Here is a 26,017-nt window from a genome sequence, read left to right as displayed (position 1 = left end):
AAAACTGTGAGTGAAATAAAAAAAATAAAAAACTTAAAAGAGTTTTCAACATCGGCTGACCGCTTTGAAGGTGCAAATCTTTTGTGTCCTGGTTGCGCACACTCGATTATTGTTCGTGAAGTATTAAATGCAACAAATGACGATTTAGTTCTCTCAGCATCTACAGGGTGCTTAGAAGTTTGTACGGCAGTTTATCCATATACTTCGTGGGATGCATCTTGGATTCATATAGGATTTGAAAACAGCTCTACTGCAGTAGCGGGTGCTGAAACTATGTATAAGGTACTTAAGAAAAAAGGTCGTTTAAAACAGCCGGAACGCAATCCTAAATTTGTCTCTTTCGCAGGGGATGGTGCATCTTATGATATTGGTTTTCAGTGGATATCAGGATGTATGGAGCGTGGTCATAATATGATGCATATCGTTTTAGATAATGAAGTATATGCAAATACAGGTGGTCAAAGATCATCATCTACTCCAATAGGCTCTTCCGCTACAACATCACCAGCTGGTCGTATTAGTTATGGAGAAAAAAGAAATAAAAAAGATATTGTTTCAATTATGGCTGCACACGGTATTCCATATGCAGCTCAAGTTGCTCCAAATAAATGGAAAGATATGGTGAAAAAAATTCAACATGGTTTTGCTGTAGATGGACCTGTATTTATTAATGCAGTTTCACCATGTACAACAGAGTGGAAGTTTGATCCAAAAGACACTATGCATTTAGCTGATTTAGCAACTGACTCTTTAGTATTTCCACTATATGAAATAATTGACGGACATGAGTTAAATATTACTTATAGACCAAAAAATATTATTCCTGTCGAGGAGTATTTGGCTGCTCAGGGTCGTTTTAAACATCTTTTTAAAGATGAGTATAAATATTTGATCAAAGAGTGGCAAGATAGAGTAGATGAAAAATGGGCATACCTACAACGCCGCGAAGAAGCTCGCGTTTAAAAAAACATTCTAGTTTCAGTGCGCTTTGCACTAAACTCAGACATGGCATACCTGAGGGTACAGCTTTTGTCTGGGTTAATCACAAAATCTCCAAAAAAATTCTTTAAACTTCTTGCATAAAATGATAAAATATTAGCAACTAAAAAAAATAGGAATTTTATATGCCGTTATTAGACAGTTTTACAGTTGATCACACAATAATGCCTGCACCGGCAGTTCGTCGTGCCAAAAGTATGAAAACTCCAAAAGGTGATGCTATAACAGTGTTTGATTTAAGGTTCGTTAAACCAAATAAAGAGATTTTGTCATCTGAAGGGATTCATACGCTAGAGCATCTTTTTGCCGGATTTATGAGAGAGCATCTGAACTCTGAAAAGATAGAGATAATTGATATCTCTCCTATGGGCTGCAGAACAGGCTTTTATATGAGTGTTATAGGTACACCGAAAGAAACAGAGGTAGCAGAGGCATGGAAAGCTTCTATGGAGGATATATTAGAGGTGAAAGAACAAAAAGATATTCCGGAGTTAAATAAATATCAGTGCGGGACATATAAAATGCATTCGCTAGAAGATGCTAAAAATATAGCTTCAACAGTTTTAAAGCGTGGAATAGGCGTAATGAACAATGATGAGCTAGCACTTGATTTGTCGAAAGTTAATTAAAAAATGTATATTTTAATCCCAGTGGAGAGCGAAAATATACAAGAAGCATCCTTAACTAAGATAAATGAGGTAAAAGTTTGGGTACAGGTTCTTTTGGATGAGGGAAAAATTCAAGAGATAAATTTTAATGAAAACAGAGATGAATTTGAAAAATTTAGCGAAGTTTTAATTATAATGGATGAAAATGAGTATGTTTGGCCATTTATAGAGCTTGGTATGATGGTTTTGGTTGCTCATACGCAAAGAAGCATTGATGATATTGTAGAAGCTTTTTTATTCAGAGAGCTTAACGAGCTTGCCTATTAGAGAACTTTTTGATTATTAGATATAAAAGGGATTGAAATATTTGTTTTTTTGTACTCATAAACAAGATCTATGCGACCTTGTTATGTTGTACATGCAAATAAAGTTTATTGATAAGCTTTATCCATATCAAAATCTATAGGTTCAGGAACAGTTATATTTTCAAGCGAAGAGGAGTCAACTTTGTGACTATCTAAGTCATACTCATCACCTTGATAAAACTTTTGCTCTTTTGCGAACTTTTTTTCTTGTTCTAAAGCTTCTTCTAAAGCTTTATCCATTTTTTGTTCACTTTGTGTATCAATCTTTTCTTCTGCTATAAGTGAAACTGATAAAATCATAAATAAAATCAAAATATATTTCATATTAGTGTTCCTTTTCAATCTTTGTGTTTGGGTATAATAACGCAAAGAAACTTTTTTAAAAATAAACTGATATAATAATATTTATAAGTTTATATAAAATAAAGGGATTTATGAACACTTTTAATGATGAACTCCATATCATGACTAAAAGCGCCGATGGAAGCTATACAGCTTATTCTAAAGAGTATAATGAACATTATCACTCTACAAAAGACGGTGCGCTTCAAGAGTCGCTGTTAAAACATGTAAAACCCGCTTTTAAAATAAAAGAAAATTCAGCAGAGATCTCTATTTTGGATATCTGTTTTGGCTTGGGTTTTAATACATTAGCAACTATCTATTATCATAAAAAAAACTCTCTGACTTCAAAGCTAAACATCTTCTCTCCAGAGTTAGACGCATCATTAGTAAAATCTTTGAGCAGATTTAACTATCCAAAAGAGTTTGATGAGTTTAAAGATATAATTGCAAAACTTGCAGATGATGGATTTTATAGCGATGAAAATCTACATATAGAGCTTTTTTTAGGCGATGCAAGAGAGTATATACGAAAATTTAAACCTGAGTTTTTTGATATTGTTTATCAAGATGCATTTTCTCCAAGTTCAAATCCGCTTTTATGGACAAAAGAGTATTTTTCTGATATTACAAATATTATAAAAAAAGATGCTGTTTTAACAACTTACTCAACAGCGCTTGCAACAAGAATAGCGCTTTATGAAAATGGTTTTAATCTTTATATAAATAAAGGTGAAAATTTTAGAGATGCAACGGTTGCATCTTTAAGGGAACTCCACGATTTTATAGCTGTTGATATGAAACATAAAATTTCATGCAATCCGCATGTAAAACCTTTAAGAGATTAAGAGTTAATAATCTCTAAAAAGGTTTCTCCAAACTGCTCAAATTTTTTTTCACCGATACCGTTTACATCTAACATGCTTGATTTATTATAAGGTTTGTCAGCTGCTAAATGTTTAAGAACCTTATCTGAAAAGATGATGTAGGCGGGAACTTTGTGTTCGCTTGCCAATTCACTTCTCTTCTCTTTTAATTTTTCGAAAAGTTTTTCATCAAAATCTATTGTATCTTCTCTTTTAATCTTTTTTTCTTTAGTGCTTATAACAAGCCTTGAAGATCGTATAAATAGCTCTTTTTTACCTTTTAAAATGTCTACTGCTTCACTGGTTAGTTTTAGAGTACTAAATTCGCCTACTGTTAAAATCTTTAATTCTAAAAGCCTCTCCAATATAATATACCACTCTTTTTTGCTTAAATTTGTTCCAATACCGTAAACCGAGAGCTTATCTGCTTTGTTTGCCAAAAGTTTTTGCTCTTTTGAACCTCTTAGTATGTCGATGATATAGTTTTTCCCAAAATTTTGCTCTGATTTGTAAATGGCACTAAGAATCATTTGTGCCTCTTTAGTGATATTTTTTCTCTTTTGAGTACTGTTTAGACAGTTGTCGCATCTGTTAATGCACTCATCAAGAGTGTCATCAAAATACTCAGCCAGCTGCTTATGAAAACAGATTTCGCTTGTGGCATATTTATAGATAGTATCTATCTTCTGGTTTAGATGTTCTTTGTACTCACTATTTTGTATATCGCCTAAAAACCTTTTGTGCTGGGCAATATCTCCCGCGTTAAATAGCAGAAAAACTTCACAATCTTCTCCGTCTCTCCCCGCTCTGCCAATTTCCTGGTAGTAGTTTTCAAGTGATTTTGGAAGTGACATATGAACTACAAAACCAATATCGCTTTTATCTATTCCCATTCCAAAAGCTATGGTAGCAACCATAATCTCTACTTTATCATTTACAAATATTTTAAAATTTTGTTCTCTTGTATTTGCAGAGAGTCCCGCATGGTAAGGAAGAGATTTATAGCCGTTTTTGTTTAGATGTATACTTAGCTCTTCGGCTTTTTTTCTTGAACTCACATATATAATTCCGCTCTCATCTTTGTGACGGTGTAAAAAAGCTTTGAGCTGCTCATAGCCGTTTTCTATTCTTCTCTGGGCTGAGATAAAGATATTTTTGCGAAAGATCTTACCCTTTAGATAGAGTGGATTTTCAAGTCTTAGCTCTCTTAGTATATCTTCTGTTACATGGCTTGTCGAAGTTGCCGTAAATGCACATATTGATGTGTTTGGAAAATTAGATTTTAGATTTCCCAGCGCTCTGTAGTCATCACGAAATTCATGCCCCCACTGGGAGATACAGTGCGCTTCATCAACTACGAAGAAGTTTATATTTAAGCCTTTGAGCATGGTAATGGTTGAGGGATTGTTTAATCTCTCAGGAGAAAGATATAAAAACTTTAACTCGCCTCTGTATGCTTTTTGGATAATTTCATCTACCTCGTTTCGGCTTTGTGCCGAGCTTATCATTTCAGCACTTATATATTGGGCTTTTAAAGCAGCTATTTGATCCTGCATTAATGCGATAAGAGGAGAGATAACGATGCTGATCCCATCTTTTAAGATTGTCGGAAGCTGGTAAACCAAAGATTTTCCGCCGCCTGTGGGAAGAATCATCAACAGATCTTGAGAGTTTAAAATAGCATCGACTCCCTCTTCTTGAAGCTCTCTAAAGCTGTTGTGCCCAAAATGGTTTTTAAGCGCCCTGTATTTCATCTAGTATAAGGCCGCTATGGAGTCAACTTCATCCCATGTAAGATTGTTTTTTTTATGAGAGACGATATGCGCAACATATCTGGCAAACATATCCGTCTCTATATTTACATGCGAGCCTTTTTTGTAATTTTTAAAGAGAGTCTCTTTCATGGTGTGCGGAATAATCGTAAGTCTAAAGCTCTCATCAAAAACATCATTTACAGTCAAGCTGACACCGTCGATAGTTATAGAGCCTTTTGGAATAATATAGGGTATAAATTTTTTATCAATCTTTATAAAAACATCAAAGGAATTACCGCTGTTTTTTATCTCTTTTATCTCGCCTATTGCGTCTACATGTCCCTGAACAATATGCCCCTCAAATCTATCACCCATCATCATGGCAGGCTCTATATGAACCTCGTTTTTGTAGTTTTCCATCGCCAAAAGTTTTTGGCTCTCAGGTGAGAGTTCAACACTAAAACCATCATGCTCTACCTTTACAACAGTAAGACATGCACCATTTATGGCTATAGAGTCGCCGATCTTTGCTTTATGCTTTGCGCGAACGCTAAGCGTACTGCCGACTAGACTCTTTACATGTGCTATTTCTCGTATCAATCCTGTGAACAATATATTTTCCTTTTTATATTAAAAATACTCAAAAAACAATTTTCTCTTTTTCTTGAAGAGTTGTTATAATCTCTTTTGCTTTAATATGCCCTTTATAGGCAGCTTGACGGCAGTAATCAAGTGCTATTTCATGATTTTGTTCGCATCCAAATCCTTGATCATAAAGCATACCAAGATTGTATAGCCCCTCAGCCAAACCGCCCTCAGCCGCTTTTTTAAAGCAGATAAAGCTTCTCGTCTCATTCATCTCAACGCCATGCCCGTCTTTGTATAAAACGCCGAGATTGTTAAAGGATTCGATATGTCCGCGCTTTGCACCCTCTTCATACCAAAAAGCTGCTTCTGAGTAGTTTTGTAAACATCCAAGCCCGCGCTCAAGCATAAGTGCAACTTCATACATTGCTTGAGGAACTTCTCTAACGGCTGCCTCCATATAGAGTTCATGCGCTTTAAATTGGTCATGCGCAACGCCGCCAAGACCGTTCATATATAAAAGTGCCAAATTAAAAAGTGCATAAGGCTGTTTGTTCTCAGCTGCTTTTTTATAGAGCTGCAGTGCTTTTGCATCATCTTTTTCACACCCCTGTGCATTTTGATACATGTAACCCAAAGAGGTCATTGCATCAACATCACCCTCATTTGCCAATTCCGTATAGAGTTTAAATGCGGTTTTAAAATCTTGTTCATTATACAATCTATGTGCTTTTTTTATCATCTGTTTAAACTATCTCTTATTTTTTGCTCAAATGATACTCAAAAATGATAAAATTCGCTTTAATAAATTAATTAAGTAAGAAGTGGAATTTTGTATATGAATTATGATGTAATAGTAGTCGGTGGAGGACATGCCGGAATTGAAGCTGCACTCGCATGTGCAAGAATGGGCAGTAAAACTCTGCTTATCTCCATGCTTGCCGAGAATGTTGGTGCAACAAGTTGTAATCCGGCAATAGGAGGTTTGGCAAAAGGGCACTTGGTTCGTGAAATAGATGCTCTCGGCGGTGAAATGGCTCTTATTACAGATGAAGCAGGGATACAGTTTCGCATACTAAACCAGACAAAGGGTCCTGCTGTTCGCGGAAGTCGTGCGCAGATTGATATGGACAGATACCGCGTTATTGCCAGAAATAAAATTTTAACTACTTCAAATCTTGACTTAGTTCAAGAGATGGCAGAAGAGCTTATCGTTGAAAACGAAACTGTATGCGGTGTTAAAACAAACCTGTTAAATGAGTATACTGCCAAAAAAGTTATAGTTACTAGCGGAACTTTTTTGCGAGGCATTATACATGTAGGAGAGATAAAGCAAGAGGGAGGACGATTTGGCGAGCAGAGCAGCGTCTCTCTTAGCCATTCTTTAAAAGCGTGTGGACTTGAGATGGGGAGGCTTAAAACGGGTACATGCGCAAGAGTTGACGCTTCTTCTATAGATTTTTCTGTAATGGAAAAACAAGACGGCGATGAAAATCCAAGTCCATTTAGTTTTAGAACAAATCGAGATGAGTTTAGAAAAACTAAAAAACAGATTCCATGCTATATCGCTTATACCAATGAAGATACACACAATATTATAGAGAGCAATTTTTACCGTGCACCTCTTTTTACAGGACAAATTGAGGGAACTGGACCGCGTTACTGCCCGAGTATTGAAGATAAAATCAACCGTTTTCGAGACAAAGAGAGGCATCATCTTTTTATTGAGCCACAAACCATGGAAAATACTGAATGTTATATAAACGGTATGAGTACATCTCTTCCGCCGGAAGTGCAACAGCAGATGATTCACTCTGTTCATGGAATGGAGAATGCAAAGATTGTTCGTTATGGATATGCAATTGAGTATGATTTTGTAGATCCTAGAGAACTTAAACATTCGCTAGAGACTAAAAAAATCAAAGGATTATATCTTGCAGGACAGATAAACGGAACTACAGGGTATGAAGAAGCAGCAGCTCAGGGGCTTATGGCAGGAATAAATGCAACGCTTAGCCTGCAAGACAAAGAGCCTTTGATTTTGCGCCGCGATGAAGCTTATATAGGTGTTTTAATAGATGATTTGGTTACAAAAGGAACAAAAGAGCCATATAGAATGTTTACTTCACGCGCAGAGTACAGACTGCTTCTGCGTGAAGAGTCCGCCGATACCAGACTTAGCCGTTATGGGCATGCTCTTGGACTCATTGATGATAAAATTTATGCTAGAGTAAAAGTAAAAGAAGAGCAGATACAAGAGGGCTTAAGGCTTTTGAATGAGACCGTTTTTACTCCAAACAAAGAGTTTATAAAATTTTTGGAATCAATGGGTGAAGAGAAGATAAAAGACAGCATAACAGCGCAGCAACTGGTTGCAAGAAAAAGCTTTGATGTTGCAAAGATGGTAAAAATAGTTCCTGAACTCGATAAGTATGACCCTTATATAAAAGAGGAGATTTTTGTTGAGGGAAAATATTCCAGATATGTAGAAAAGCAGAGCCAAGAGATAGAAAAGATGAAAAAATATCTAAAAGTTGAAATTCCGCAAGATTTTGATTTTAAATCAATCAGCGGTTTAAGCAGAGAGATAGTTGAAAAGTTAGAATCTTTTAATCCACCTACTCTTCAGGCAGCGTCACAAATCAGCGGTATAACCCCCGCTGCAATAGAGATTTTGCATATATTTATAAAAATTGAGCAAAAAAAGATAAATTATAAAGAGATATTATGAAAATATACTATTATGTACATACAGGACATCGAACAGGTTTAGATAGATTTAGGAGAGCATGTACGATAATTCGTTCGCTAAAAGATGTTGATATTATACTTCTTTGCTCTGATTTTCGTATTGCAAATGAGGCAAAACATTTCGGAATCGACAACAGTGTGGGGATCGATGTTATTAGAAATATTCCGCAAATTGCCAAACATGGTGATAAAATGATTTTTGATTCTGATGAAGCAAATCCGATTATGTTGGATGATATGAGAAAATTCTTTTCAACTTTTATCCGCATTAGTGATGATATAAATGATCAAAAAGAGGAGGGAGAATTTTTAATCTCTCCCTATTTAAATGGAAGCGGTATCTGTAATGCGGTTGCAGTAGATGATAAATATTTTCAACAAGTGAAAAAAAGTATTAAATTGTCCTATTTTTTTGGTGATGATGATTATGAGAAGGATTTGGAAAAAAATTTATCATTTGTCAAAGATTTAAATCCGAATTTATTGCTAGGTTTTTACTATTTCTTAGATTATGAAGATTTTTTAAAGGATACATTTAAAAATCATTATGAGTTTGAAGAGTATGACGATGTTATTCAAAAATCAGAAATTCTTATCACCGCATCTCCTCAGGCTGCTTTAGAGAGCCTTGCATCCGGCTCAAAGCCCATATATGTGCAAAGAGAGGACTATAATAGCAATTTTTTAGAACTCTTTAAAAGACTGAATATACCAATTATAAAAAATTATGATAAAACTAAACTTATAAAAATAATCAATTCGATAGAAGAGAACAACTATTTCAAAATGGAACAAAATTGCGAAAAAATAGCAATTTTTATAAAAGAAAACTTAAATTTATGATTAATTAAAACTAATTTAGTATATAATCAGCATTTTAAATTACTACAGGAAAGAGAGCAAACATGCATAACAGTAGCCGTAGAGGTTTTATGGGTAAAGCATTTGGCGCCGTTGCAGGCGTTGGTGCCGTGGGTTCGTTAGTTGCGATGAAAAAATCTTGGGATCCGCTTCCAAGTGTCAAAGCTGCTGGATTCACTACTCTTGATATGTCAATATATAAAGAGGGTGAACTAGTAACAGAAAAATGGAGAGGAAAACCAATTTTTGTTTTGAAAAAAACAGCAGAAATGGTTGCTAAACAAACAGAAAATCAAAAAGCTAGAGATATCGTTGTAAACGGTGAACATTATATGGTAGCTATTGGTTTATGTACTCACTTAGGTTGTATACCGGGCTATAATCCGGATGAGCAATCATTTTTATGTGCATGCCATGGTGGTATGTTTGATTTTGCTGGTGATGTTACTAAAGCACCGCCACCGCGTGGTTTTGACATTCCTCCATTTAAAATTGAAGGAAGCAAGATGATTCTTGGTGAAGTTGGTCCTGAGTACGAAGCTATGAAAAATAGCGGCGTAACTTTATAAGGAAAGGGGAGAAAATATGGCACATTTTACAAAAGCGACAAGTGTTAAGGATTGGTTGAACCAACGCCTAGCAATTGAAAAAGTCGAAAAAGTTATGGCATCCGAGTATTGGATTCCAAAAAATATTAACTTTTTATGGGCAATGGGTATGGTTCTTGCAATAACTTTTGCACTACTACTAGTTTCAGGAATTTTCCTTTTAATGTACTATCAACCACATGTTGATTTAGCGTTTGACAGCGTTAACTACACTATCATGAGAGAAGTTGATTTTGGATGGTTATGGAGACATATTCACGGTGTTGCTGCATCGGTTGTTTTCTTGATTATCTACATCCACATGTTTACGGGTATCTACTACGGCTCGTATAAAAAAGGTCGTGAGATGATCTGGATCTCTGGTATGCTTCTATTTGTCACATTTTCTGCTGAAGCGTTTAGCGGATATATGCTTCCATGGGGACAAATGAGTTACTGGGCTGGTATGGTTATTACAAATATTTTTAGTCTTGGTGATTTACATTTAGATGGTTTAGTTGAGTGGATTCGTGGGGATTATGTTCCTGCTCAAGCATTCTTGACTCGTTTCTTTATGCTTCATGTACTACTTCTTCCATTGGCAATTATAGGACTTATCGGTCTTCACTTTGCTGCTCTTCGTATTCCGCATGTTAATAATCAAGACGGTGAAGAGATTGATTTTGATGCAGAATCTAAAAAATATTTAGATGGTGACAAAGCTGGTTCAAAAGTTATTCGTTTTGCTAATGACTTTATGAGTAAAGATTTAATGGTTGTAGGTATATTTTTAATATTCTTCTTCTATCTTGTATTTTACAACTACAGTTTCGCACTTGATCCTGTAAACTTTGACCCTGCAGATATGTTAAAAACTCCTGCGCACATTTATCCAGAGTGGTATTTCTTATGGTCTTATGAGATTTTACGCCCATTCTCTGTAAATATCGGTCTAGTAGCTTTTGGTTTTGCACAGGTTATTTTTGTACTATTGCCATTCTTAGATAGAAGTCCAAATGCTGTTCCAGCAAGTCGTCGTGGAGCATTTAATATTTGGTTCTGGGTACTATTAATTGATATGATTGTATTGACAGCTATGGGTAAATTGCCTCCTGAAGGTATATTTAGCACAATTGGTTTAGTTGCTGCACTACTGTTTATTGCATTGTGGTTAGTATTACCAGTTATAACTAAATTTGAAAAAAAAGTATAAGGAGAATAGGATGAAAAATAAAGAACCTTTAATATTGGTTGTTGTTGTTGCTTTTACTCTCCTAACTTACTGGTTAGTTGAGCCATATGCACACTCTCAAATGCATAAACATGTAGAGAGTGAAAATTTTGCGTATGCAGATTTACCGGCTCTTTCAAAGAGTGGTGATGTTGCAAACGGTAAAGATTTAGTTACTGGAGCTGGTGGTTGTACTGGTTGTCACTCTATAGAAAAAGAGGGTCTGCCTGCTGCTATGGATGCACTTACTGCTGCACAAAGTTATGGTGTTAATCCACCGGATTTAGGCGAAGCAGGTGTTGTTTATAATGAAAAATTCTTAGCAGATTTAATCAAAAATCCTGCTCATGCTTTAAAAGTTGAGCATAAATTTGATGCTTCTAAAGGTCAAATGCATCCAATGGTTCCTTTTTATGGTGCTGGTGGAGATATTGATCAAGAAGTTGCAGATATGGTTGCATATTTAAAATCTATTGCTGTAAGCCAAGATGAGTTAACTCCTAAAATGGCATATGACAATGCTTGTGGTAGATGTCATGCTATGAGATATGAGAATTGGACACAACTTGGAAACAAGCCTGAATTTAAATTTGAGAAAGAGTCTTTAGCGTACGATATTCAAGTATTAGAGTACCAAGAAGCATTGACAAAATATATGGGTAAACTGCCTCCTGATTTATCAATGTACTTTCGTTCTCGTAGTGAGCACTTCTTGAGTACTTTTATCGAAAATCCTCAAGCGCACCTAAAAGGTACTGCAATGCCTAGAGTTGGTGTAACTGAAGAAGCAGCTCATAAAGTTCTTGAGCATCTTGCAGATTCTGCTGATACAAAAAGACATGAAAGAGAATCAGTTGGAGCAAATGTAATGATTTATATCGTTATTTTCGCTATCTTCGCTCTTTTATGGAAAAAACAAGTTTGGAAAGATTTACACTAAATCTTCCATCCCCTCTTAGCCTTTTTGGCTAAGAGTACATTTCAAAAACAACTTCACATAATTTTCATTTTATATATTTTTTACGAAAATATAAATTTTCTTATAATTAATTACTACTATATGTTTTAAATGCAAAGTAGATTTTACAATATTTCAAGCTGTTTATAAAAACTATGTTTACATATATCTATGTTAGTATAATAGATAAAAAAAGGATTGTTTTAAGATTTTATAGGTAAGTTAGCAGGAGAATTTATATTTAGTATTGAAAAAAATATTGTGGTTTATCTATCATAGAGTTACTGCTAAGCAATACAGATAAATTTTTTTATGGAACTTTAAGATTTTACAGCGACAACGATAGTTCCGCAAATCAAATCATGCAGCGCTTTTTTGTCTTTTCTGTAAAACGGTAAAAAAAGTCCTAAAACTGTCGTTGCTGTGAATAAAAAAGCGACAAATCTAAATAGTGCTTTTATAAAAGTTATATTTTCTCCGTTTGTACTGTTTAGAACTTTTATCTCATAAGCTTTTTTTCCGGGTGTTTGAGCAAATTTACTTAGTAAAAATGCGTAGATAACTCCATAAAGAGCTACACCGATAAAAGGTGCCATTTGAGAAGACTGAAAATTATCTTTGCCATCCATAAAAACATAAGTAATTATATAGAGTATAGGGGCATATATCATAAACATATCTGTAATAAATGCTTTTACTCTATAGTTATAAGGCGCATAAACAAACTTTTTCGACTCTTTGATTTGTGCAGGTTTTTTGTTTTTTTTAAGTTCTCTAAATCTCATAATGAAATTATAACAGATTAAAAGAGTAATTTAAATTTTAATTGTTATAAAAAAGTTCTTAAATTGTATAATTAAATGCAATAAGTAAACAAATTGATAATAAAGTCACTAATTTAAACTTAATTTAAAAATCACCGCTGTAGAATATGCAATGTTCTATAATATATCACATTATAAGAAGTGATAATAAAGTACCTTTAGCATTGGTGTTTTGTTATCACTTCTATATGGGTGGTAGATAGAAAAAAACAGGAGAAAAAATGAAAAAAATGGTAAAAATGTCATTAGTGGCAGCGTCACTAGTAGCAACAGCAGCAATGGCTGCAGATAGTGGGATAGATATTCAAACATCAGGTCAAGCGGTAGTTTATTATAATACTGCAGCGACTAATGGTACTGCTGATCAGGATCTTTTTGGTGCAAATGCAGGAGACAATACAAGAGCGAACTTTGGTATTCAGTTAAACTTAAATGCTGATCTTAAAAATGATTTTACATTTGGTTCAACTATTAACTACTTAGGAACTTTGGGACTAGAAAAAAATCTTGTAACAAATACAATGCAAGATACTGGAACTGAATTAGATGATGATAATATAGCTGATGATATCTACTTAAGCCAGTTATATATCGCTAAAAAAGTTGGTAACACAACTGTAAAACTTGGTCGTCAAGAGCTTCCTCAGTCACTCTCTCCATTGGCATATTCAGAGGGTTGGAATGTATTTAAAAACACATTTGATGCTGCTTTAGTGGTAAACACTGATATTCCGGATACTACTTTGGTAGGTGCTTATGTTTCAGCAACAAACGGCAATGGTTTTGGAAATGATATGGCATCTTTTGATGACTTAAGAGTAAATAGAAGTTCAGTTTATACTGGCACTGAAACTGGTGTTGCTGTAGCAGGCGAAGCTTATATGCTTACTGCACAAAACAAATCGATTCCTATGGCTACAGTTACAGCTACATACTATACTCTGAATGATATAATGGTAGCTACAAACGAGGGTGCTGACGCTCTTTGGGGTGATATAGCTATAGCTGATAAGGAGTTGCCAGTAACAATCGGCTTGCAAGGTGGATCTATTATGCCAGAAGCTAGTGCTTTAGAAGATACAACTGCATTTGGTGCAAAAGTTGGTATGAAGCCTGTTGATGCGCTTTCTGTTTGTTTGGCATTTTCAACAGTTGATGATGGAACAGCACAAATTAGAAATCTTGGCGGTGTAAAATCTCCACTTTATACACAAATGATCGGAAACCAAGATGCGATTGTATGGGACAACAGCACATATATGTTAAAAGCTGCATACAATACTGGCGCATATGGTACAGTAATAGCGCAAGGTACATTCTCTGATGACGGTAGTGCCGCTAAAAGAGATTTAACAGATATGGAACTTGTATATAAAGCTAAAGTTAGCGGATTTGATCTAATGGCTGCATATATCTATCAGTCATGGAGCGAAAAAGATGCAAATGAAGTTGATCAACAAGATGTAGTTCGTGTAGTTGCTCGCTACAACTTCTAAAAGATATTTGTAAATATCTTCTTCCTTCCCAAGCATCTGCTTGGGAATTTATAAATCTTCAAAATTATAAAAAATCCGCTAAAATAAAAACACTTTATGCTATAATCAATCCTTAAATTTTATAAAAAAGAGTATTGATGAAAAAGATTAAAACACTGTTTATCGTAACGCTGTTGCTCTTTATCTCCGGGTGTGCAGATAAAGTTCCTTTTAAAGCACAAGAACCGCTTGAAAATGCGTCACTGGTTTATATCTATATGCCAAACCAAAGTGAAGCCGTTGAGAGCTACTCATATCAGGACTACGATATAAGAATAAATGACAAAAGAGTTGAACAAAAGATTAAAAGCGGTGAGTATGTTGCATTTCACTTAAAACCAAATCCTATTACTCTCTCTGTTGTAAGAGCCCAAATAGAGGAGCAGATAATAGAACTTAACCTAAAAGCCGGAGAAGTTCACTACCTTAGAGTAAGAGACAATCTAGAAAACGGGAGATTTGCATTTGAGAAGGTAGCAAATGAGATCGGCATAAAAGAGATAGCAAAAACAGGTCTTGCTGGCTCTGTAATGGAAGATGTTGACAGTGCTATAAACGATCTTATAGAAGTTGTCGGATCTGAAAAAGAAGAAGCACAAACACTCCAGGCTCCATCTCAAGTATCTGTTTCCAAAACAGATGAGCTGGAAAAAGCATATAAGCTAAAAGAGCAGGGAATTATTACAGAAGAAGAGTTTAAAACACTAAAAACTCAAATTATTACAAAGTAGTTTTAAGGCGTATATGAGAATATTTATCAGTTAAGTAAAATTTTTTTAACTTTTCTGATGAGTGTCAAACCTTCTTTTAGCTCGAAAAGATATAATACAGCTATATTTTAAATTCCCAGTTTGCCTGAGAAAAATGAGGATAAATAATGCTAATAGATAGCTATGATAGAGTAGTTGACTATCTTCGCATCTCTGTAACAGAGAGATGTAACTTTAGATGTCAGTACTGTATGCCCGAAAAGCCTTTTTCATGGGTTCCAAAAGAGAATCTTCTCTCATTTGAAGAGCTCTTTTTATTTGTAAAAGTTGCAATTGACGAAGGTATTAAAAAGATTCGCATTACTGGCGGAGAGCCGCTTTTACGAGAAGATTTGGATAAATTTATAAAGATGATTTATGATTATGATCCTACTATAGATTTGGCAATGACATCAAATGCTTATTTGCTTAAATCAACGGCCCAGAGATTAAGAGATGCCGGTTTAAAACGAATTAATGTCAGTATAGACAGCTTAAAACCTGAAGTTGCGCAAAAAATTGCGCAAAAAGATGTTTTAGCGGATGTTTTGGCAGGAGTGGAAGAGGCCAGAGCGGTTGGACTTAAAGTAAAAGTAAATATGGTTCCTATGAAAAATATGAATGCAGATGAGATTGTAGATGTGCTAGAGTACTGTAAAGAGCGCGATATGACGATAAGGTTTATAGAGTATATGGAGAACCAATATGCTTCTAAAGAGATAAGCGGACTTAAATCAGATGAACTTTTAGCAATTTTAAGAGAGCACTATGAGTTCGAAGATGAAGGTTTTGATGGTGCATCTCCTTCACGCTATTACCGCATGAAAGATGGATATCGATTTGGAATCATTGAGCCTTATGGGGATGATTTTTGTAAGCAGTGCAATCGTATTCGCCTAACCGCAGAGGGCAATCTTATACCATGTCTCTATTTCGATGAAGCCATGAGTATATCAAAGTCCATAAAAGAGGGTGATATTGCAGCAGCAGCAGAAGTTTTAAGAGATGTTGTGAAAAACAAACCGGAGAAAAATCGTTGGGGCGGTGAAGATAGCGAATCTTCATCCCGTGCTTTTTATGAAACGGGTGGTTGATGATATATCTAGTCGAACATTTTTACAGTATCCAGGGCGAGGGTAGATACAGCGGTTCTCCGTCAATCTTTTTTCGCTTTGGCGGATGTAATATGAAATGCGAAGGTTTTAACTGTCAAGAGATAGCTCCTGATGGTACAAAGGTTTTAGGATGTGATACGGTTTATGCCGTAAATAAAGAGCATTTTTCTCAAAATTGGGTAGAAATAAAAAGTTCAAAAGAGCTTCTTAATATTTTAAATATTTATGATTTGCCTAGAAGTGTAGATATTGTTTTAACAGGCGGAGAACCGCTTATATATGCAAATGAAAAGGTTTTTGTAGAGTTTTTGGAAGCTTTGCATAAAAAAGGTCATAGAATCACTTTTGAGACAAATGCTTCTTTGCGCGTAGATTTTGAAAAATTTCCCATATATAAAAAGTGTATATTCGCTTTATCTGTAAAGTTGTCAAATTCAAATGAATCTTTTAGCAAAAGAGTTCGAGGAGATATTATAAACTCTATTGCCTCAAATGCCAAAGAGGCTTTTTTTAAGTTTTCCATAGATGCGGAATCTATAACTCTAGGCTTGGAAGAGGAGATATCAGAGATAATTCTGCACTCTCCGGCGACTCAGGTTTATTGTATGCCTCTTGGAGGGAACAAAGAGGAAGTGGAGACCAATACAGAGCCTCTTATAGAGTTTTGCAAATCAAAAGGGTACAATTTTAGCGACAGACTTCATATAAGAATATGGGATCAGAACAAAGGGGTTTAGGAGTGCTAAAAAATGATAATTAGAAAGCTTTTTAAATTTGAGAATGCTCATATTGTTAGAGGCTGTTCCAGTTCGAAGTGTAGAAGCTCTCTGCATGGCCACTCTTATAAAGTTGAGCTTTTGTTTGCATCCAATTTTTTAGATAATGGTCAAATGGTTTATGATTTTGGTTTGATGAAGCAAAACATGAAAGATCTTATTGAGAGTTTTGACCATAGTATAGCAATCTGGAGAGATGACAACAAAGAGTACATAGATGCTATGAAAAAAAACTCTGCAAGATGGGTTCTTCTTCCTGTTTCTCCATCTGCTGAGCAGTTCAGCCGTGTTATTTTTGTAATGATAGATAAGCTCTTAGAGTTAACTACAACCATAAACGGGGAGAGAGAAGTAAAGCTTCACAGTGTTATTGTTCATGAAACAGATACGGGATATGCACAAGCTTTTAGAGAGGATGCTTACTCTCTAAATATGGGTTTAATAAATCTCGAAGAGTTTGCTTTTAGTGAAGAAGTCCAAAAAAATTGGAGAGATTCAAACCTTTTAGATAAGATAAAAAAGAGAGAAAGGTTTATAAATCCCAAGAGTGTTTAAAATACCAAAAAAGTACCTTAAACAGGGATGGTTTTCAAAAGATTTACTCTTTTGTAGTATTTATTAAATCGTTTATTTCTTTAGAGTTAAAACTAAATCTTGTAGGAATTATTTTAACTTTAGCATCTTTTTTTAAAATTTCACAATCATTCTCTATAATTATATATGCGTTTGAAGCTGCCAGCGGGGATATCATACCGGGAGCAAATTTTTTATGCGGTATAAATTTTATGCCATCAAAATATCCGGGAATAAGAGATCTTCTTCCTGGTTTTAAAGTGTAGTCATCTGCCATTTTTGTTTCTATTGTATTTATATACTTTGCTTTATCGCCGCTTAATGCCAAAATAATGCTTTGCCCAAAAAGTTCAAAATTGAGTGCGGCTGCCAGAGGATTTCCCGGAAGATTTAAAATTAAAGTATCTTTTATGCGTCCAAAAGTTGTTGGTTTGCCTGGTTTAATGTCAATTTTATCAAAAAATATTTCATAACCGAATGCACCAAAAGCCTCTTTTGTAAAGTCTGCATCACCTACGCTAACCCCTCCTGAAGTGATGATAAGGTCGCTCTCAAGAGCACTTTTTATATGTTCTTGTATATCTTTTAAAGAGTCTTGAGATGTTCCGATAAAGTCAACTTCACATCCGAGTTCTTTGACTCTTGAAAAAAATGTTGGAGTATTTGTGTTGTAGAGCTGATAGGATGTAACATTCTCAAAATGCATTTTAAGCTCGTTCCCCGAAGCAAATATAGCTACTTTTGGTTTTTTGTAAACTTTAGTGTGACTTATGCCCTGTGAAGCTAAGAGTGTAATATGATGCGCTTGAAGTCTTTGTCCTCTCTTTAACAGAGTAGTTGCGCTTTTGATATCTTCACCACATAAACGGATATGTCTAAATGGTTTTAATTTTTTGGGAAGTTTTATTTTATCCTGTGAAATTACTGCATCTTCAATTGGAACAATTGTTTCACACCCTTTTGGAACCCTTGCCCCCGTCATTATTTTGATAGCAAATCCGCTTTTTAACTCCTCTTTTGAATCATCACCCGCAAAAATTGTATGATTTACTTTTACCTCTTTGCCTGCATCTTCAACTTTAACAGCATAACCGTCCATAGCTGAATTGTCATAAGGCGGAAGATTGTGCGATGCAATAATATCTTCTGCCAAAACATATCCTAAAACTTGCTCAATCGGTAATATCTTGATTGATTTTGCCGTAGTATTTTTATAAATATATTCAAATGCTTCTTCTATTGTAACTGCCATGTCTCTTCTTTTATTAAATTTATTGTAAAATTTCATCATGAATGAAATGTATGATATGAGTATTGTAACACATAACTATAGTGTTATTACAGTTTTGGGCGTGATTTTTATAAATGTTTTGATACTTTTAAGTATGAAAAATTTAACAAAATACACAAGGACAATGTCGCTTTTTACACCAATTGTTGGAACAGTTATAGTTGCAATTATTTTTACGGGTGTAGTTATGATGGCGGCTAAACATTTAGATTTTACGGCAGAAAATATTATTATGATTCTTCTTGCCGTAATTTTAATTTATCTTGAATTTAAACGCTCTATAAAGTTGAAATATCTCAAGAAAAAAGAGAACAATGCGTTTGAAAACTATAAATCATATGCACTGAAAATTTTCTCTCTTGAAATATTTTTAGTATTAAGTATCTCTGTTTGGATGTGGAATTGATATATATATTTGATGATGAAGCAGGTCGTGATACTCTTTGTATAAGAGGTGACTTATACAAATATTTAATCAAAGTTCGTCGTCACAAAAAGGGTGATGAATTATATTTTAGAGCAAAACAGAATTTAGAGATTTTACATAGATACAAAATAGAGAGCGTTGAGCCAAGAAGTGCAGAGTTATCGCTGCTTTTTTCAAAAAAAGAGGAAATTAAAAGCACAAAGTCTCTTCATCTTGGTTGGTGCGTAATAGACTCAAATTCTATAGAAAAAGTGCTTCCTTCTCTTTGTGAGACAGGAGTTGAGAGAATATCATTTATATTTTGTGATAGAAGTCAGAAAAATTTTAAACTTGATTTTAAAAGATTTGAGAGAATTTTAGAAGCTTCTATGCAGCAGTGCGGCAGAAGTACATATATAGAGTTTGACACCTATAAAAACATAGAAGAGTTTGTAACGAAGTTTCCTGATGTAAATGTATTTGATTTTTGTCAAAATGCATTGCAGGACTACAGTGGTATAAAAAGAGTTTTAATAGGGTGTGAAGGTGGATTTTCTGATAAAGAGAGAGAGCTTCTTTCATCTTTAAAAACATTTAGATTAGATACGCCGATGGTATTAAGATCAGAGAGCGCTGTAGCGGCAATAGCAGCTAAAATACTTCTTTAAGATAAATTCAGCTATAATTGCAATCTTAAAAATCCGCACCCATACGGATTTAAAAAATATATAGATATTCGCACGCAAACGAGTATCAAAAGGTAAAAAAATGAAAAAAGATATCCACCCGAAATTAGTAACATGTACTGTAACTTGTGCATGTGGAAACACTTTTGAGACATTAAGTCAAAAAGATGAGATGAGAATTGACATCTGTAATGAGTGTCACCCTTTCTTTACAGGTTCTGAGAGAATGGTAGATACTGCAGGAAGAATTGAGAAATTCAACCAGCGTTACGCAAAAAAATAATCAAGATTTTTCTTGCTTACACTTGTTCCAACTCCGATTGGAAATATAGGCGATATATCGCTTAGAGCCATAGAGGCTCTAAGTAGTGCCGACACCCTTTTATGCGAAGATACTCGCGTTACAAAAAAACTTATCCATATTTTAAAAGAGCGGTATAGCACTGACTTTAAATCTGATCAAAATTTTATTTCACTCCACTCTCATAATGAAAAAGAGTTTATAGCAAAACTAGAGCCCTCTTTTTTTGATCAAAATGTTATTTATGTAAGTGATGCCGGCATGCCCGGTATAAGTGACCCCGGACAAGCTTTAGTAAAATATTGTCAAGAGATGGGTGTTGCTTATGATGTTCTGCCCGGTGCAAATGCACTTTTAACTGCTTTTGTGGCAAGCGGATTTGTAGATACAAAGATGCTTTTTTGGGGATTTTTGCCTCACAAAGGTAAAGAGAGAGCAGCCTCGCTTCAAGGTGCTCTTGGAAGCGGATTTACCACAGTTCTCTATGAATCTCCACATAGGCTTGCCAAACTTTTGGACGAACTCTCTTACGAAGAACCTAAAAGAGAGATATTTTTAGCAAAAGAGCTTACAAAAAAGTATCAAAATTATTATTTTGGAACGGCAGATGAGATAAAACACAAACTTGATGCAAATCTTCGAGGGGAGTGGGTTGTCGTTATTAGTGCATCAAAGGCACAAAACAGCAGCGCAATAACTCAAAATGATATTTTAGAGCTTGATTTGCCGAAAAAAGTTCAAGCAAAACTTATTGGCAAAATAACTGGTGAAAATACAAAAGCATGTTATGAAAGATTATTAAAACTTTAAATAGAGGGAGTTTTTATATACGCACTCTATATTTAACTTTTTTGGATAAAATGTCTTTATGTTAATTTATGCAAAACAACCAATCAATTATATCATTGCCAATCATCCACAAAAGATAAAAACACTTTATTTAGCAAAAGAGATAGATAAAAAAGAGTATTCGCGTCTTATGAAGATGGATTTTGAAATCAAAAGAATCCCATCTGATGCAGCGGGAAAAATGTGTAAAAATGCATCTCATCAAGGGATACTCGCAGAAATTGATCCTTATAAACTCTATGACTATAAAACATTTTTAAATTATGAATTTGTACTTGTTTTATCAGGTTTGACTGATGTTGGAAATATCGGCGCAATAATCAGGAGTGCTTATGCTTTGGGTGTTGAAGCAGTTATAGCATGCGGGGTAAAAACACTGCCTCTTGAAGCTATTGTCAGAACTAGTACAGGAGCACTTTTGGATATGCCTTTTGCAATAGAAACAAATGTTCATAATGTAATGAATGATCTTAAAATGTCGGGTTTCTACACTTATGGGGCAGATATGAATGGCAAAGATATTCGTGATGTTAAAGTGAAACAAAAAAGAGCTTTGTTTTTAGGCAGTGAAGGTGAAGGGTTGAGTGCCAGAGTAACTTCAAAACTAGATGAGATAGTAAGTATAAAAATGTCACATAAGTTTGATTCTTTAAATGTAGGTGCAGCTGGAGCTATATTGATGGATAGGATGAGAATATGAGTGAAGATGTTGAAAAATTAAAAAAATTTAGCGCTCAAAAAATTCATGAAGAAACACATATTTCTTTAATCCATGCTCAGGCACTTTTAGATGAAAATTTTGAAGGTATGAACAGTGTTCAGCTTAAGGGTTTTTTATCTATACTCGAGAGAGAATATTCTCTTGATTTAAGTGAATTAAGAGATAAAGCCAACGAATATTTTCAAAGCAATGCACCTGTTGAAGAGAGTGTTAATTTATCTCGTTATCTTATTAAAGAAAAAAGAAATTTCACACTTTTGTATATAATTTTTGGAATAGTTGTTATTGCTGCATTGACATATTTTATTATAAAGTCTTCGGAAGATGTACTTTATACAATTGACAATAGTGTAATAGAGAGTGCCAAAAGCAATATTTTAGAGATTCAAAATGATAAAAACAGTTCTCTGCCTGATGAAAACAGAAGTTTAAACACGCAAGAGGTACAAGAACTTCCAGAAGCAGCAGAAGCTGTAGAGTCAGCCGAGTTATTGGAATCAACCAAAGAGTCTGAATTAGCAGAAGAACTTAAATCAGTATATGAAGCAGAATCAGTAGAATCTCAAAATGGGGATGTAGAAGTTCAGCAAGTTTCATTTAAAATTATTCCAAAAAGTAAAGTATGGCTTGGTTATATTGACTTAAAAAATTATAAAAGATATCAAGAAACGCTTTCTGGGGAGTTTTCTTTGGACCCAAAAAAAGAGTGGTTGCTGTTGTTTGGGCATGGATATATAGATATAGAGATAAACGGAGAGATTATAAAATTTTCAAATCCTAAAAATATAATATTTTCATATATAAATTCAGAATTAAAAGAGATAGATATGGAAGAGTTTAAGAGATTAAACAAAGGCAAAGGATGGTAAAAGTATTTTTTATTTTTACTTTGCTTTTCTCATTCTCCTATGCAGATATATTAGAAACAGAAAAATTTGAAAGTGAAAAAAGTGAAGATTTTTTGATTAAAAAGATTAGAAATTTAATTAATCCAGTTACATTTGAGAAAGATAGAGCTTATATAGATATTATTTTCACTCCAAAAGAGGAGTATTATAACAGTGATGGAAGAGTAAACTCTATTAAAGTTATTCAAACACTTAAAGAGAATGGTATTTTAAATCTGTTTTTTAAAAAGCCTCAAGAGACAAATATAAGCTTTAAAACTAAAGGCGCTCCTCTGTTTTTTGTAAAAATAATGAGTGACTCACTAAGAAATATAGGGTATTATAGATATGTCACAAAAGAATCAAGTTTTAATGACTCAGAATTTATTTGGAAAATAAGTTTGATTTCCGAATATGCTGCTGATCCTTTAGTTATTAGTCAAGAACTGAAAAAAAATGGTTGTGAAATTGTTGATGTTATAAAAGAGTCACAAACAGATTGGTCTTATGTGATAGATATGAAAAATGCCAAACTTGATGTTACTACTCTTGAAGATTCTGAAGAGATAAGATTAAAAAGATCTCTTTACTCCTACTGGTTAAATGTTTCAAAAATAGATAAGATAGATATAATAAGTTCTTCTAGAAATAACTGGTATCCGCATATTGCATTTTATGATAAATTTTTAAATTTGCTAAGAGTTATTAAGATAGATACAAAAAAAACATATCTAACTTTAAATATGCATGAAAACACCCATTATGTAAAAATTTCCGATATATACACGCTTAAAAATATCAAAGATGATTTAGTTTTAAAACCGGTAATTAAAAAATAAACTAATTATCAAATTTTTTTGATAGAATGTCATTAATTATTTAAGCAGGAATGTTCATGTTTGACGAGATACAATTTGAGAGAATAAAAAGGTTACCGAAGTATGTGTTTGCTGAGGTAAATGACCTTAAAATGGCAGAACGCAGGGCAGGTGCTGATGTTATAGATTTTTCTATGGGAAATCCTGATGGAGATACTCCTAAGCATATAAGAGAGAAGCTTATTGAGTCTGCGCAAAAAACAAAAACACACGGTTATTCAACTTCAAAAGGTATTCCTAAACTTTTAGCCGCTATCGCTGATTGGTACAAAAAAAGATATGACTGTGATTTAGATCCTGAAACAGAGTGTGTAGCTACAATGGGTTCCAAAGAGGGGTATGCACACTTAGCGTATGCTATCACCAATCCTGGAGATGTTGCAGTTGTTCCTGATCCTACTTATCCAATTCATGAGTACTCTTTTATATTGGCAGGCGGGAATGTTGTTAAATTTGGAATAGAGTTTGATGATGATTACAGACTTGATGAGGATAAATTTTTTGAAGATCTTGATAGAGTCTTAAAAGAGAGTTCGCCAAAACCTAAATATGTTTTGGTTAACTTTCCTCACAATCCTACAACAGCAACTGTTACTCAGGAATTTTATGTTCGTCTTGTTGCCATGGCAAAAGAGAGAAGATTTTATATTATCAGTGATATAGCATATGGTGATATAACTTTTGACGGTTATGTAACGCCTTCTATAATGAGCGTACCTGGAGCAAAAGATGTGGCAGTTGAGAGTTTTACTCTTTCAAAAAGCTACAATATGGCAGGGTGGCGCGTTGGCTTCTTTGTCGGAAACAAAAAGCTTATAGGCGCTCTTCAAAAGATCAAATCTTGGTTGGATTATGGAATGTTTACGCCGATTCAAGTGGCAGCTACTGTTGCATTAAACGGAGATCAGCACTGCGTTAAAGATATAACGGATAAATATAATCACCGTCAAGAAGTTTTGTTAAAAGCATTTGACAGGGCAGGCTGGCATATAAGAAAAAATCATGCCAGTATGTTTGTTTGGGCAAAACTGCCTGAATGTGCTCAGCATTTAGGATCTTTAGAGTTTTCAAAAAGACTTTTAAAAGAGGCAGGTGTTGCCGTGGCTCCTGGCATCGGATTTGGCTCATATGGTGAAGGGTATGTTCGTATAGCTTTGATAGAAAATGACAACCGTATTCGCCAAGCAGCTAGAAATATAAAAGAGTTTTTAAAACAATTTCAAGAAGAAAAAAAGTAATATGGTAAAAATTGGAATAATCGGTGTAGGAACAGTAGGGGCAAGCGTTGTCAATATTTTAAAAGATAATGCAGATGTTATATCTGCCCGTGCAGGTGTTGATATAGTCGTAAAGAGCGGTGTAGTAAAAAATCTAAACAAGGATAGAGGTTTAGATATAAAACTGACAGATAATGTGGATGATATTTTAAACGACGACGAAATTGATATCGTAGTTGAGCTTATGGGCGGTGTTGAAGAGCCGTTTGAAATAGTTAAAAAGGCTCTTAGAAACGGTAAAGCGGTAGTAACTGCAAATAAAGCTCTTTTGGCGTATCACCGTTATGAACTTCAAGAGATAGCACAAGACATTGCTTTTGAATATGAAGCGAGTGTTGCAGGTGGTATCCCTATTATCAATGCTCTTCGTGACGGACTCTCTGCAAACCATATAGAGTCTATTATGGGGATTATGAACGGCACAAGTAACTATATGCTCACTGAGATGATTCAAAACGGTGTAAACTATGATGATATTCTTAAAAAAGCGCAAGATTTAGGATATGCTGAAGCAGATCCTACTTTTGATGTCGGTGGATATGACGCAGCACATAAACTTCTTATACTCGCCTCTATAGCATACGGTATCGATGCAAAACCTGAAGATATTTTAATAGAGGGCATTGAAAATATCTCTAAAGAGGATGTTGATTTTGCAAGTGAGTTTGGATATGCTATAAAACTTTTGGGAATTGCCAAAAAAGATAAAAATATGGTCGAACTTCGCGTACATGCAAGTATGATAAGCAAAAATGAGATGATATCAAAAATAGATGGTGTTATGAATGGCATCAGCGTGGTTGGCGATAAAGTGGGAGAAACACTATACTATGGACCCGGTGCAGGCGGAGATGCAACTGCAAGTGCGGTTATAGCAAATATTATAGATATAGCAAGAAGCGGAAAAAGCAGACCGATGCTTGGTTTTGACAGACCTATGGAAGCAGGGCTTAAACTTAAGCCTATAGAAGATATAAAATCAAAATATTATCTTCGCATAAATGTATCGGATAAAAAAGGCGTTTTGGCAAAAGTAACTAAAATTTTTGAAGAGAATGATATATCAGTTGAAACAATGCTTCAAAGACCAACTTCAAAAGAAAGCGCAAATCTTCTGATTTCAACTCATACTGCTTATGAAAGAGATATTCAAAAACTTATAAATTCACTCGAGGCTTTGGAGTTTGTAAACTTTAAGCCTGTAATGATTAGGATAGTGTAAGAAAGATTAAAAATCTTAAT

General features: G+C 34.5%; 29 protein-coding genes. 23 read left to right on the top strand and 6 right to left on the bottom strand.

Going from position 1 to position 26,017, the window contains the following annotated elements:
• Positions 1-6 precede the first annotated feature (6 nt).
• The 3 genes from FJR47_RS08890 (at position 7) to FJR47_RS08880 (ending at position 1,934) form a co-directional block, all read left to right on the top strand.
• Positions 7-963, top strand: a complete 957-nt coding sequence (locus FJR47_RS08890; protein WP_152300088.1) for a thiamine pyrophosphate-dependent enzyme — start codon at positions 7-9, stop codon at positions 961-963.
• Between the two features lie 161 nt (positions 964-1,124).
• Positions 1,125-1,628 (top strand): S-ribosylhomocysteine lyase, encoded by a 504-nt coding sequence (luxS, locus tag FJR47_RS08885; RefSeq protein WP_152300087.1) that lies wholly within the window; start codon positions 1,125-1,127, stop codon positions 1,626-1,628.
• A gap of 3 nt (positions 1,629-1,631) precedes the next feature.
• Positions 1,632-1,934, top strand: a complete 303-nt coding sequence (locus tag FJR47_RS08880; protein ID WP_152300086.1) for a hypothetical protein — start codon at positions 1,632-1,634, stop codon at positions 1,932-1,934.
• A gap of 104 nt (positions 1,935-2,038) precedes the next feature.
• On the opposite strand, the gene FJR47_RS08875 is transcribed toward FJR47_RS08880, so the two are convergent.
• Positions 2,039-2,296 carry a hypothetical protein gene (locus FJR47_RS08875; protein WP_152300085.1) on the bottom strand — a complete coding sequence of 86 codons (258 nt, stop codon included), beginning with the start codon at positions 2,294-2,296 and terminating at the stop codon, positions 2,039-2,041.
• 110 nt (positions 2,297-2,406) lie between these two features.
• On the opposite strand from FJR47_RS08875, the gene FJR47_RS08870 reads away from it, so the two are divergent.
• Positions 2,407-3,162: a tRNA (5-methylaminomethyl-2-thiouridine)(34)-methyltransferase MnmD gene (locus tag FJR47_RS08870; RefSeq protein ID WP_152300084.1), complete on the top strand. Its 756-nt coding sequence runs from the start codon at positions 2,407-2,409 to the stop codon at positions 3,160-3,162.
• On the opposite strand, the gene recQ is transcribed toward FJR47_RS08870, so the two are convergent.
• From recQ to FJR47_RS08855, 3 genes are read right to left on the bottom strand one after another with little or no spacing between them, the layout of a single operon-like run.
• Complete coding sequence (gene recQ, locus FJR47_RS08865) at positions 3,159-4,934, bottom strand: DNA helicase RecQ (protein WP_152300083.1); 1,776 nt, start codon at positions 4,932-4,934, stop codon at positions 3,159-3,161. The two genes, FJR47_RS08870 and recQ, sit on opposite strands and share 4 nt — an antisense overlap.
• Entirely contained in the window at positions 4,935-5,546 is a 612-nt protein-coding gene (gene ribE / locus FJR47_RS08860; protein WP_152300082.1) for a riboflavin synthase, read from the bottom strand.
• Between the two features lie 28 nt (positions 5,547-5,574).
• Complete coding sequence (locus FJR47_RS08855) at positions 5,575-6,261, bottom strand: tetratricopeptide repeat protein (RefSeq protein WP_152300081.1); 687 nt, start codon at positions 6,259-6,261, stop codon at positions 5,575-5,577.
• Positions 6,262-6,357: 96 nt separating this feature from the next.
• On the opposite strand from FJR47_RS08855, the gene mnmG reads away from it, so the two are divergent.
• From mnmG to FJR47_RS08830, 5 genes are all read left to right on the top strand, one after another.
• Positions 6,358-8,250, top strand: a complete 1,893-nt coding sequence (mnmG, locus tag FJR47_RS08850; RefSeq protein ID WP_152300080.1) for a tRNA uridine-5-carboxymethylaminomethyl(34) synthesis enzyme MnmG — start codon at positions 6,358-6,360, stop codon at positions 8,248-8,250.
• Positions 8,247-9,113 carry a hypothetical protein gene (locus FJR47_RS08845; protein ID WP_152300079.1) on the top strand — a complete coding sequence of 289 codons (867 nt, stop codon included), beginning with the start codon at positions 8,247-8,249 and terminating at the stop codon, positions 9,111-9,113. The genes mnmG and FJR47_RS08845 overlap by 4 nt, the downstream gene beginning before the upstream one ends.
• 62 nt (positions 9,114-9,175) lie before the next feature.
• Entirely contained in the window at positions 9,176-9,700 is a 525-nt protein-coding gene (gene petA / locus FJR47_RS08840) for a ubiquinol-cytochrome c reductase iron-sulfur subunit (RefSeq protein WP_241690978.1), read from the top strand.
• Between the two features lie 16 nt (positions 9,701-9,716).
• Positions 9,717-10,931: a cytochrome b gene (locus tag FJR47_RS08835; RefSeq protein WP_152300078.1), complete on the top strand. Its 1,215-nt coding sequence runs from the start codon at positions 9,717-9,719 to the stop codon at positions 10,929-10,931.
• Positions 10,932-10,941: 10 nt separating this feature from the next.
• Positions 10,942-11,889: a c-type cytochrome gene (locus FJR47_RS08830; RefSeq protein ID WP_152300077.1), complete on the top strand. Its 948-nt coding sequence runs from the start codon at positions 10,942-10,944 to the stop codon at positions 11,887-11,889.
• Between the two features lie 338 nt (positions 11,890-12,227).
• Here the strand turns inward: FJR47_RS08830 and FJR47_RS08825 are convergent, their stop codons facing one another.
• Complete coding sequence (locus FJR47_RS08825) at positions 12,228-12,692, bottom strand: RDD family protein (protein WP_152300076.1); 465 nt, start codon at positions 12,690-12,692, stop codon at positions 12,228-12,230.
• Between the two features lie 260 nt (positions 12,693-12,952).
• On the opposite strand from FJR47_RS08825, the gene FJR47_RS08820 reads away from it, so the two are divergent.
• The 5 genes from FJR47_RS08820 to FJR47_RS08800 all read left to right on the top strand — a co-directional run bounded on the left by FJR47_RS08820 (position 12,953) and on the right by FJR47_RS08800 (position 17,461).
• Positions 12,953-14,227, top strand: a complete 1,275-nt coding sequence (locus tag FJR47_RS08820; protein WP_152300075.1) for a hypothetical protein — start codon at positions 12,953-12,955, stop codon at positions 14,225-14,227.
• Positions 14,228-14,364: 137 nt separating this feature from the next.
• Positions 14,365-14,997 (top strand): hypothetical protein, encoded by a 633-nt coding sequence (locus FJR47_RS08815; protein ID WP_152300074.1) that lies wholly within the window; start codon positions 14,365-14,367, stop codon positions 14,995-14,997.
• 146 nt (positions 14,998-15,143) lie between these two features.
• A complete protein-coding gene (gene moaA, locus FJR47_RS08810) occupies positions 15,144-16,109 on the top strand; it encodes a GTP 3',8-cyclase MoaA (RefSeq protein WP_152300073.1) in 966 nt (321 codons plus the stop codon).
• A complete protein-coding gene (locus FJR47_RS08805) occupies positions 16,109-16,867 on the top strand; it encodes a 7-carboxy-7-deazaguanine synthase QueE (RefSeq protein WP_152300072.1) in 759 nt (252 codons plus the stop codon). The genes moaA and FJR47_RS08805 overlap by 1 nt, the downstream gene beginning before the upstream one ends.
• 12 nt (positions 16,868-16,879) lie before the next feature.
• Entirely contained in the window at positions 16,880-17,461 is a 582-nt protein-coding gene (locus FJR47_RS08800) for a 6-pyruvoyl trahydropterin synthase family protein (RefSeq protein WP_152300071.1), read from the top strand.
• 43 nt (positions 17,462-17,504) lie between these two features.
• Here the strand turns inward: FJR47_RS08800 and FJR47_RS08795 are convergent, their stop codons facing one another.
• Positions 17,505-18,731 carry a molybdopterin molybdotransferase MoeA gene (locus tag FJR47_RS08795; RefSeq protein ID WP_152300070.1) on the bottom strand — a complete coding sequence of 409 codons (1,227 nt, stop codon included), beginning with the start codon at positions 18,729-18,731 and terminating at the stop codon, positions 17,505-17,507.
• Between the two features lie 55 nt (positions 18,732-18,786).
• Between FJR47_RS08795 and FJR47_RS08790 the strand changes: the two genes are divergently transcribed.
• The 9 genes from FJR47_RS08790 to FJR47_RS08750 all read left to right on the top strand — a co-directional run bounded on the left by FJR47_RS08790 (position 18,787) and on the right by FJR47_RS08750 (position 25,997).
• Complete coding sequence (locus FJR47_RS08790; RefSeq protein ID WP_241855397.1) at positions 18,787-19,176, top strand: hypothetical protein; 390 nt, start codon at positions 18,787-18,789, stop codon at positions 19,174-19,176.
• Positions 19,167-19,844, top strand: a complete 678-nt coding sequence (locus FJR47_RS08785) for a 16S rRNA (uracil(1498)-N(3))-methyltransferase (RefSeq protein WP_241855438.1) — start codon at positions 19,167-19,169, stop codon at positions 19,842-19,844. The genes FJR47_RS08790 and FJR47_RS08785 overlap by 10 nt, the downstream gene beginning before the upstream one ends.
• 100 nt (positions 19,845-19,944) lie before the next feature.
• Positions 19,945-20,145, top strand: a complete 201-nt coding sequence (gene rpmE, locus FJR47_RS08780; protein WP_152300067.1) for a 50S ribosomal protein L31 — start codon at positions 19,945-19,947, stop codon at positions 20,143-20,145.
• A gap of 12 nt (positions 20,146-20,157) precedes the next feature.
• Positions 20,158-20,973, top strand: a complete 816-nt coding sequence (gene rsmI, locus FJR47_RS08775; protein WP_152300066.1) for a 16S rRNA (cytidine(1402)-2'-O)-methyltransferase — start codon at positions 20,158-20,160, stop codon at positions 20,971-20,973.
• Between the two features lie 58 nt (positions 20,974-21,031).
• Positions 21,032-21,712 (top strand): 23S rRNA (guanosine(2251)-2'-O)-methyltransferase RlmB, encoded by a 681-nt coding sequence (gene rlmB / locus FJR47_RS08770; protein ID WP_152300065.1) that lies wholly within the window; start codon positions 21,032-21,034, stop codon positions 21,710-21,712.
• The gene (locus FJR47_RS08765; RefSeq protein ID WP_152300064.1) at positions 21,709-22,602 is read left to right on the top strand and encodes a hypothetical protein; all 894 of its coding nucleotides are present in this window, start codon (positions 21,709-21,711) and stop codon (positions 22,600-22,602) included. Before rlmB ends, FJR47_RS08765 begins: the two co-directional genes overlap by 4 nt.
• Complete coding sequence (locus FJR47_RS08760; protein WP_152300063.1) at positions 22,596-23,459, top strand: hypothetical protein; 864 nt, start codon at positions 22,596-22,598, stop codon at positions 23,457-23,459. The genes FJR47_RS08765 and FJR47_RS08760 overlap by 7 nt, the downstream gene beginning before the upstream one ends.
• A 56-nt stretch (positions 23,460-23,515) precedes the next feature.
• On the top strand, positions 23,516-24,736 hold the full coding sequence (locus tag FJR47_RS08755) for an LL-diaminopimelate aminotransferase (protein WP_152300062.1): 1,221 nt from the start codon (positions 23,516-23,518) through the stop codon (positions 24,734-24,736).
• A gap of 1 nt (position 24,737) precedes the next feature.
• Positions 24,738-25,997 carry a homoserine dehydrogenase gene (locus FJR47_RS08750; protein WP_152300061.1) on the top strand — a complete coding sequence of 420 codons (1,260 nt, stop codon included), beginning with the start codon at positions 24,738-24,740 and terminating at the stop codon, positions 25,995-25,997.
• Positions 25,998-26,017 lie beyond the last annotated feature (20 nt).

The organism is Sulfurimonas xiamenensis (genome assembly GCF_009258045.1).
GTDB lineage: Bacteria > Campylobacterota > Campylobacteria > Campylobacterales > Sulfurimonadaceae > Sulfurimonas > Sulfurimonas xiamenensis.
Note: the sequence above shows the minus strand (reverse complement) of the source record. Positions and strands in the feature narration are given on the sequence as shown.

What these genes read in the sequence shown, in the direction of transcription:
- luxS (WP_152300087.1), top strand. Translation starts at nt 1,125, where the DNA reads ATGCCGTTATTAGACAGTTTTACAGTTGATCACACAATAATGCCTGCA.
- FJR47_RS08880 (WP_152300086.1), top strand. Translation starts at nt 1,632, where the DNA reads ATGTATATTTTAATCCCAGTGGAGAGCGAAAATATACAAGAAGCATCC.
- FJR47_RS08875 (WP_152300085.1), bottom strand. Translation starts at nt 2,296, where the DNA reads ATGAAATATATTTTGATTTTATTTATGATTTTATCAGTTTCACTTATA.
- FJR47_RS08870 (WP_152300084.1), top strand. Translation starts at nt 2,407, where the DNA reads ATGAACACTTTTAATGATGAACTCCATATCATGACTAAAAGCGCCGAT.
- recQ (WP_152300083.1), bottom strand. Translation starts at nt 4,934, where the DNA reads ATGAAATACAGGGCGCTTAAAAACCATTTTGGGCACAACAGCTTTAGA.
- FJR47_RS08855 (WP_152300081.1), bottom strand. Translation starts at nt 6,261, where the DNA reads ATGATAAAAAAAGCACATAGATTGTATAATGAACAAGATTTTAAAACC.
- mnmG (WP_152300080.1), top strand. Translation starts at nt 6,358, where the DNA reads ATGAATTATGATGTAATAGTAGTCGGTGGAGGACATGCCGGAATTGAA.
- FJR47_RS08845 (WP_152300079.1), top strand. Translation starts at nt 8,247, where the DNA reads ATGAAAATATACTATTATGTACATACAGGACATCGAACAGGTTTAGAT.
- petA (WP_241690978.1), top strand. Translation starts at nt 9,176, where the DNA reads ATGCATAACAGTAGCCGTAGAGGTTTTATGGGTAAAGCATTTGGCGCC.
- FJR47_RS08835 (WP_152300078.1), top strand. Translation starts at nt 9,717, where the DNA reads ATGGCACATTTTACAAAAGCGACAAGTGTTAAGGATTGGTTGAACCAA.
- FJR47_RS08830 (WP_152300077.1), top strand. Translation starts at nt 10,942, where the DNA reads ATGAAAAATAAAGAACCTTTAATATTGGTTGTTGTTGTTGCTTTTACT.
- FJR47_RS08825 (WP_152300076.1), bottom strand. Translation starts at nt 12,692, where the DNA reads ATGAGATTTAGAGAACTTAAAAAAAACAAAAAACCTGCACAAATCAAA.
- FJR47_RS08820 (WP_152300075.1), top strand. Translation starts at nt 12,953, where the DNA reads ATGAAAAAAATGGTAAAAATGTCATTAGTGGCAGCGTCACTAGTAGCA.
- FJR47_RS08815 (WP_152300074.1), top strand. Translation starts at nt 14,365, where the DNA reads ATGAAAAAGATTAAAACACTGTTTATCGTAACGCTGTTGCTCTTTATC.
- moaA (WP_152300073.1), top strand. Translation starts at nt 15,144, where the DNA reads ATGCTAATAGATAGCTATGATAGAGTAGTTGACTATCTTCGCATCTCT.
- FJR47_RS08805 (WP_152300072.1), top strand. Translation starts at nt 16,109, where the DNA reads ATGATATATCTAGTCGAACATTTTTACAGTATCCAGGGCGAGGGTAGA.
- FJR47_RS08800 (WP_152300071.1), top strand. Translation starts at nt 16,880, where the DNA reads ATGATAATTAGAAAGCTTTTTAAATTTGAGAATGCTCATATTGTTAGA.
- FJR47_RS08795 (WP_152300070.1), bottom strand. Translation starts at nt 18,731, where the DNA reads ATGGCAGTTACAATAGAAGAAGCATTTGAATATATTTATAAAAATACT.
- FJR47_RS08790 (WP_241855397.1), top strand. Translation starts at nt 18,787, where the DNA reads ATGAGTATTGTAACACATAACTATAGTGTTATTACAGTTTTGGGCGTG.
- rpmE (WP_152300067.1), top strand. Translation starts at nt 19,945, where the DNA reads ATGAAAAAAGATATCCACCCGAAATTAGTAACATGTACTGTAACTTGT.
- rlmB (WP_152300065.1), top strand. Translation starts at nt 21,032, where the DNA reads ATGTTAATTTATGCAAAACAACCAATCAATTATATCATTGCCAATCAT.
- FJR47_RS08765 (WP_152300064.1), top strand. Translation starts at nt 21,709, where the DNA reads ATGAGTGAAGATGTTGAAAAATTAAAAAAATTTAGCGCTCAAAAAATT.
- FJR47_RS08760 (WP_152300063.1), top strand. Translation starts at nt 22,596, where the DNA reads ATGGTAAAAGTATTTTTTATTTTTACTTTGCTTTTCTCATTCTCCTAT.
- FJR47_RS08755 (WP_152300062.1), top strand. Translation starts at nt 23,516, where the DNA reads ATGTTTGACGAGATACAATTTGAGAGAATAAAAAGGTTACCGAAGTAT.
- FJR47_RS08750 (WP_152300061.1), top strand. Translation starts at nt 24,738, where the DNA reads ATGGTAAAAATTGGAATAATCGGTGTAGGAACAGTAGGGGCAAGCGTT.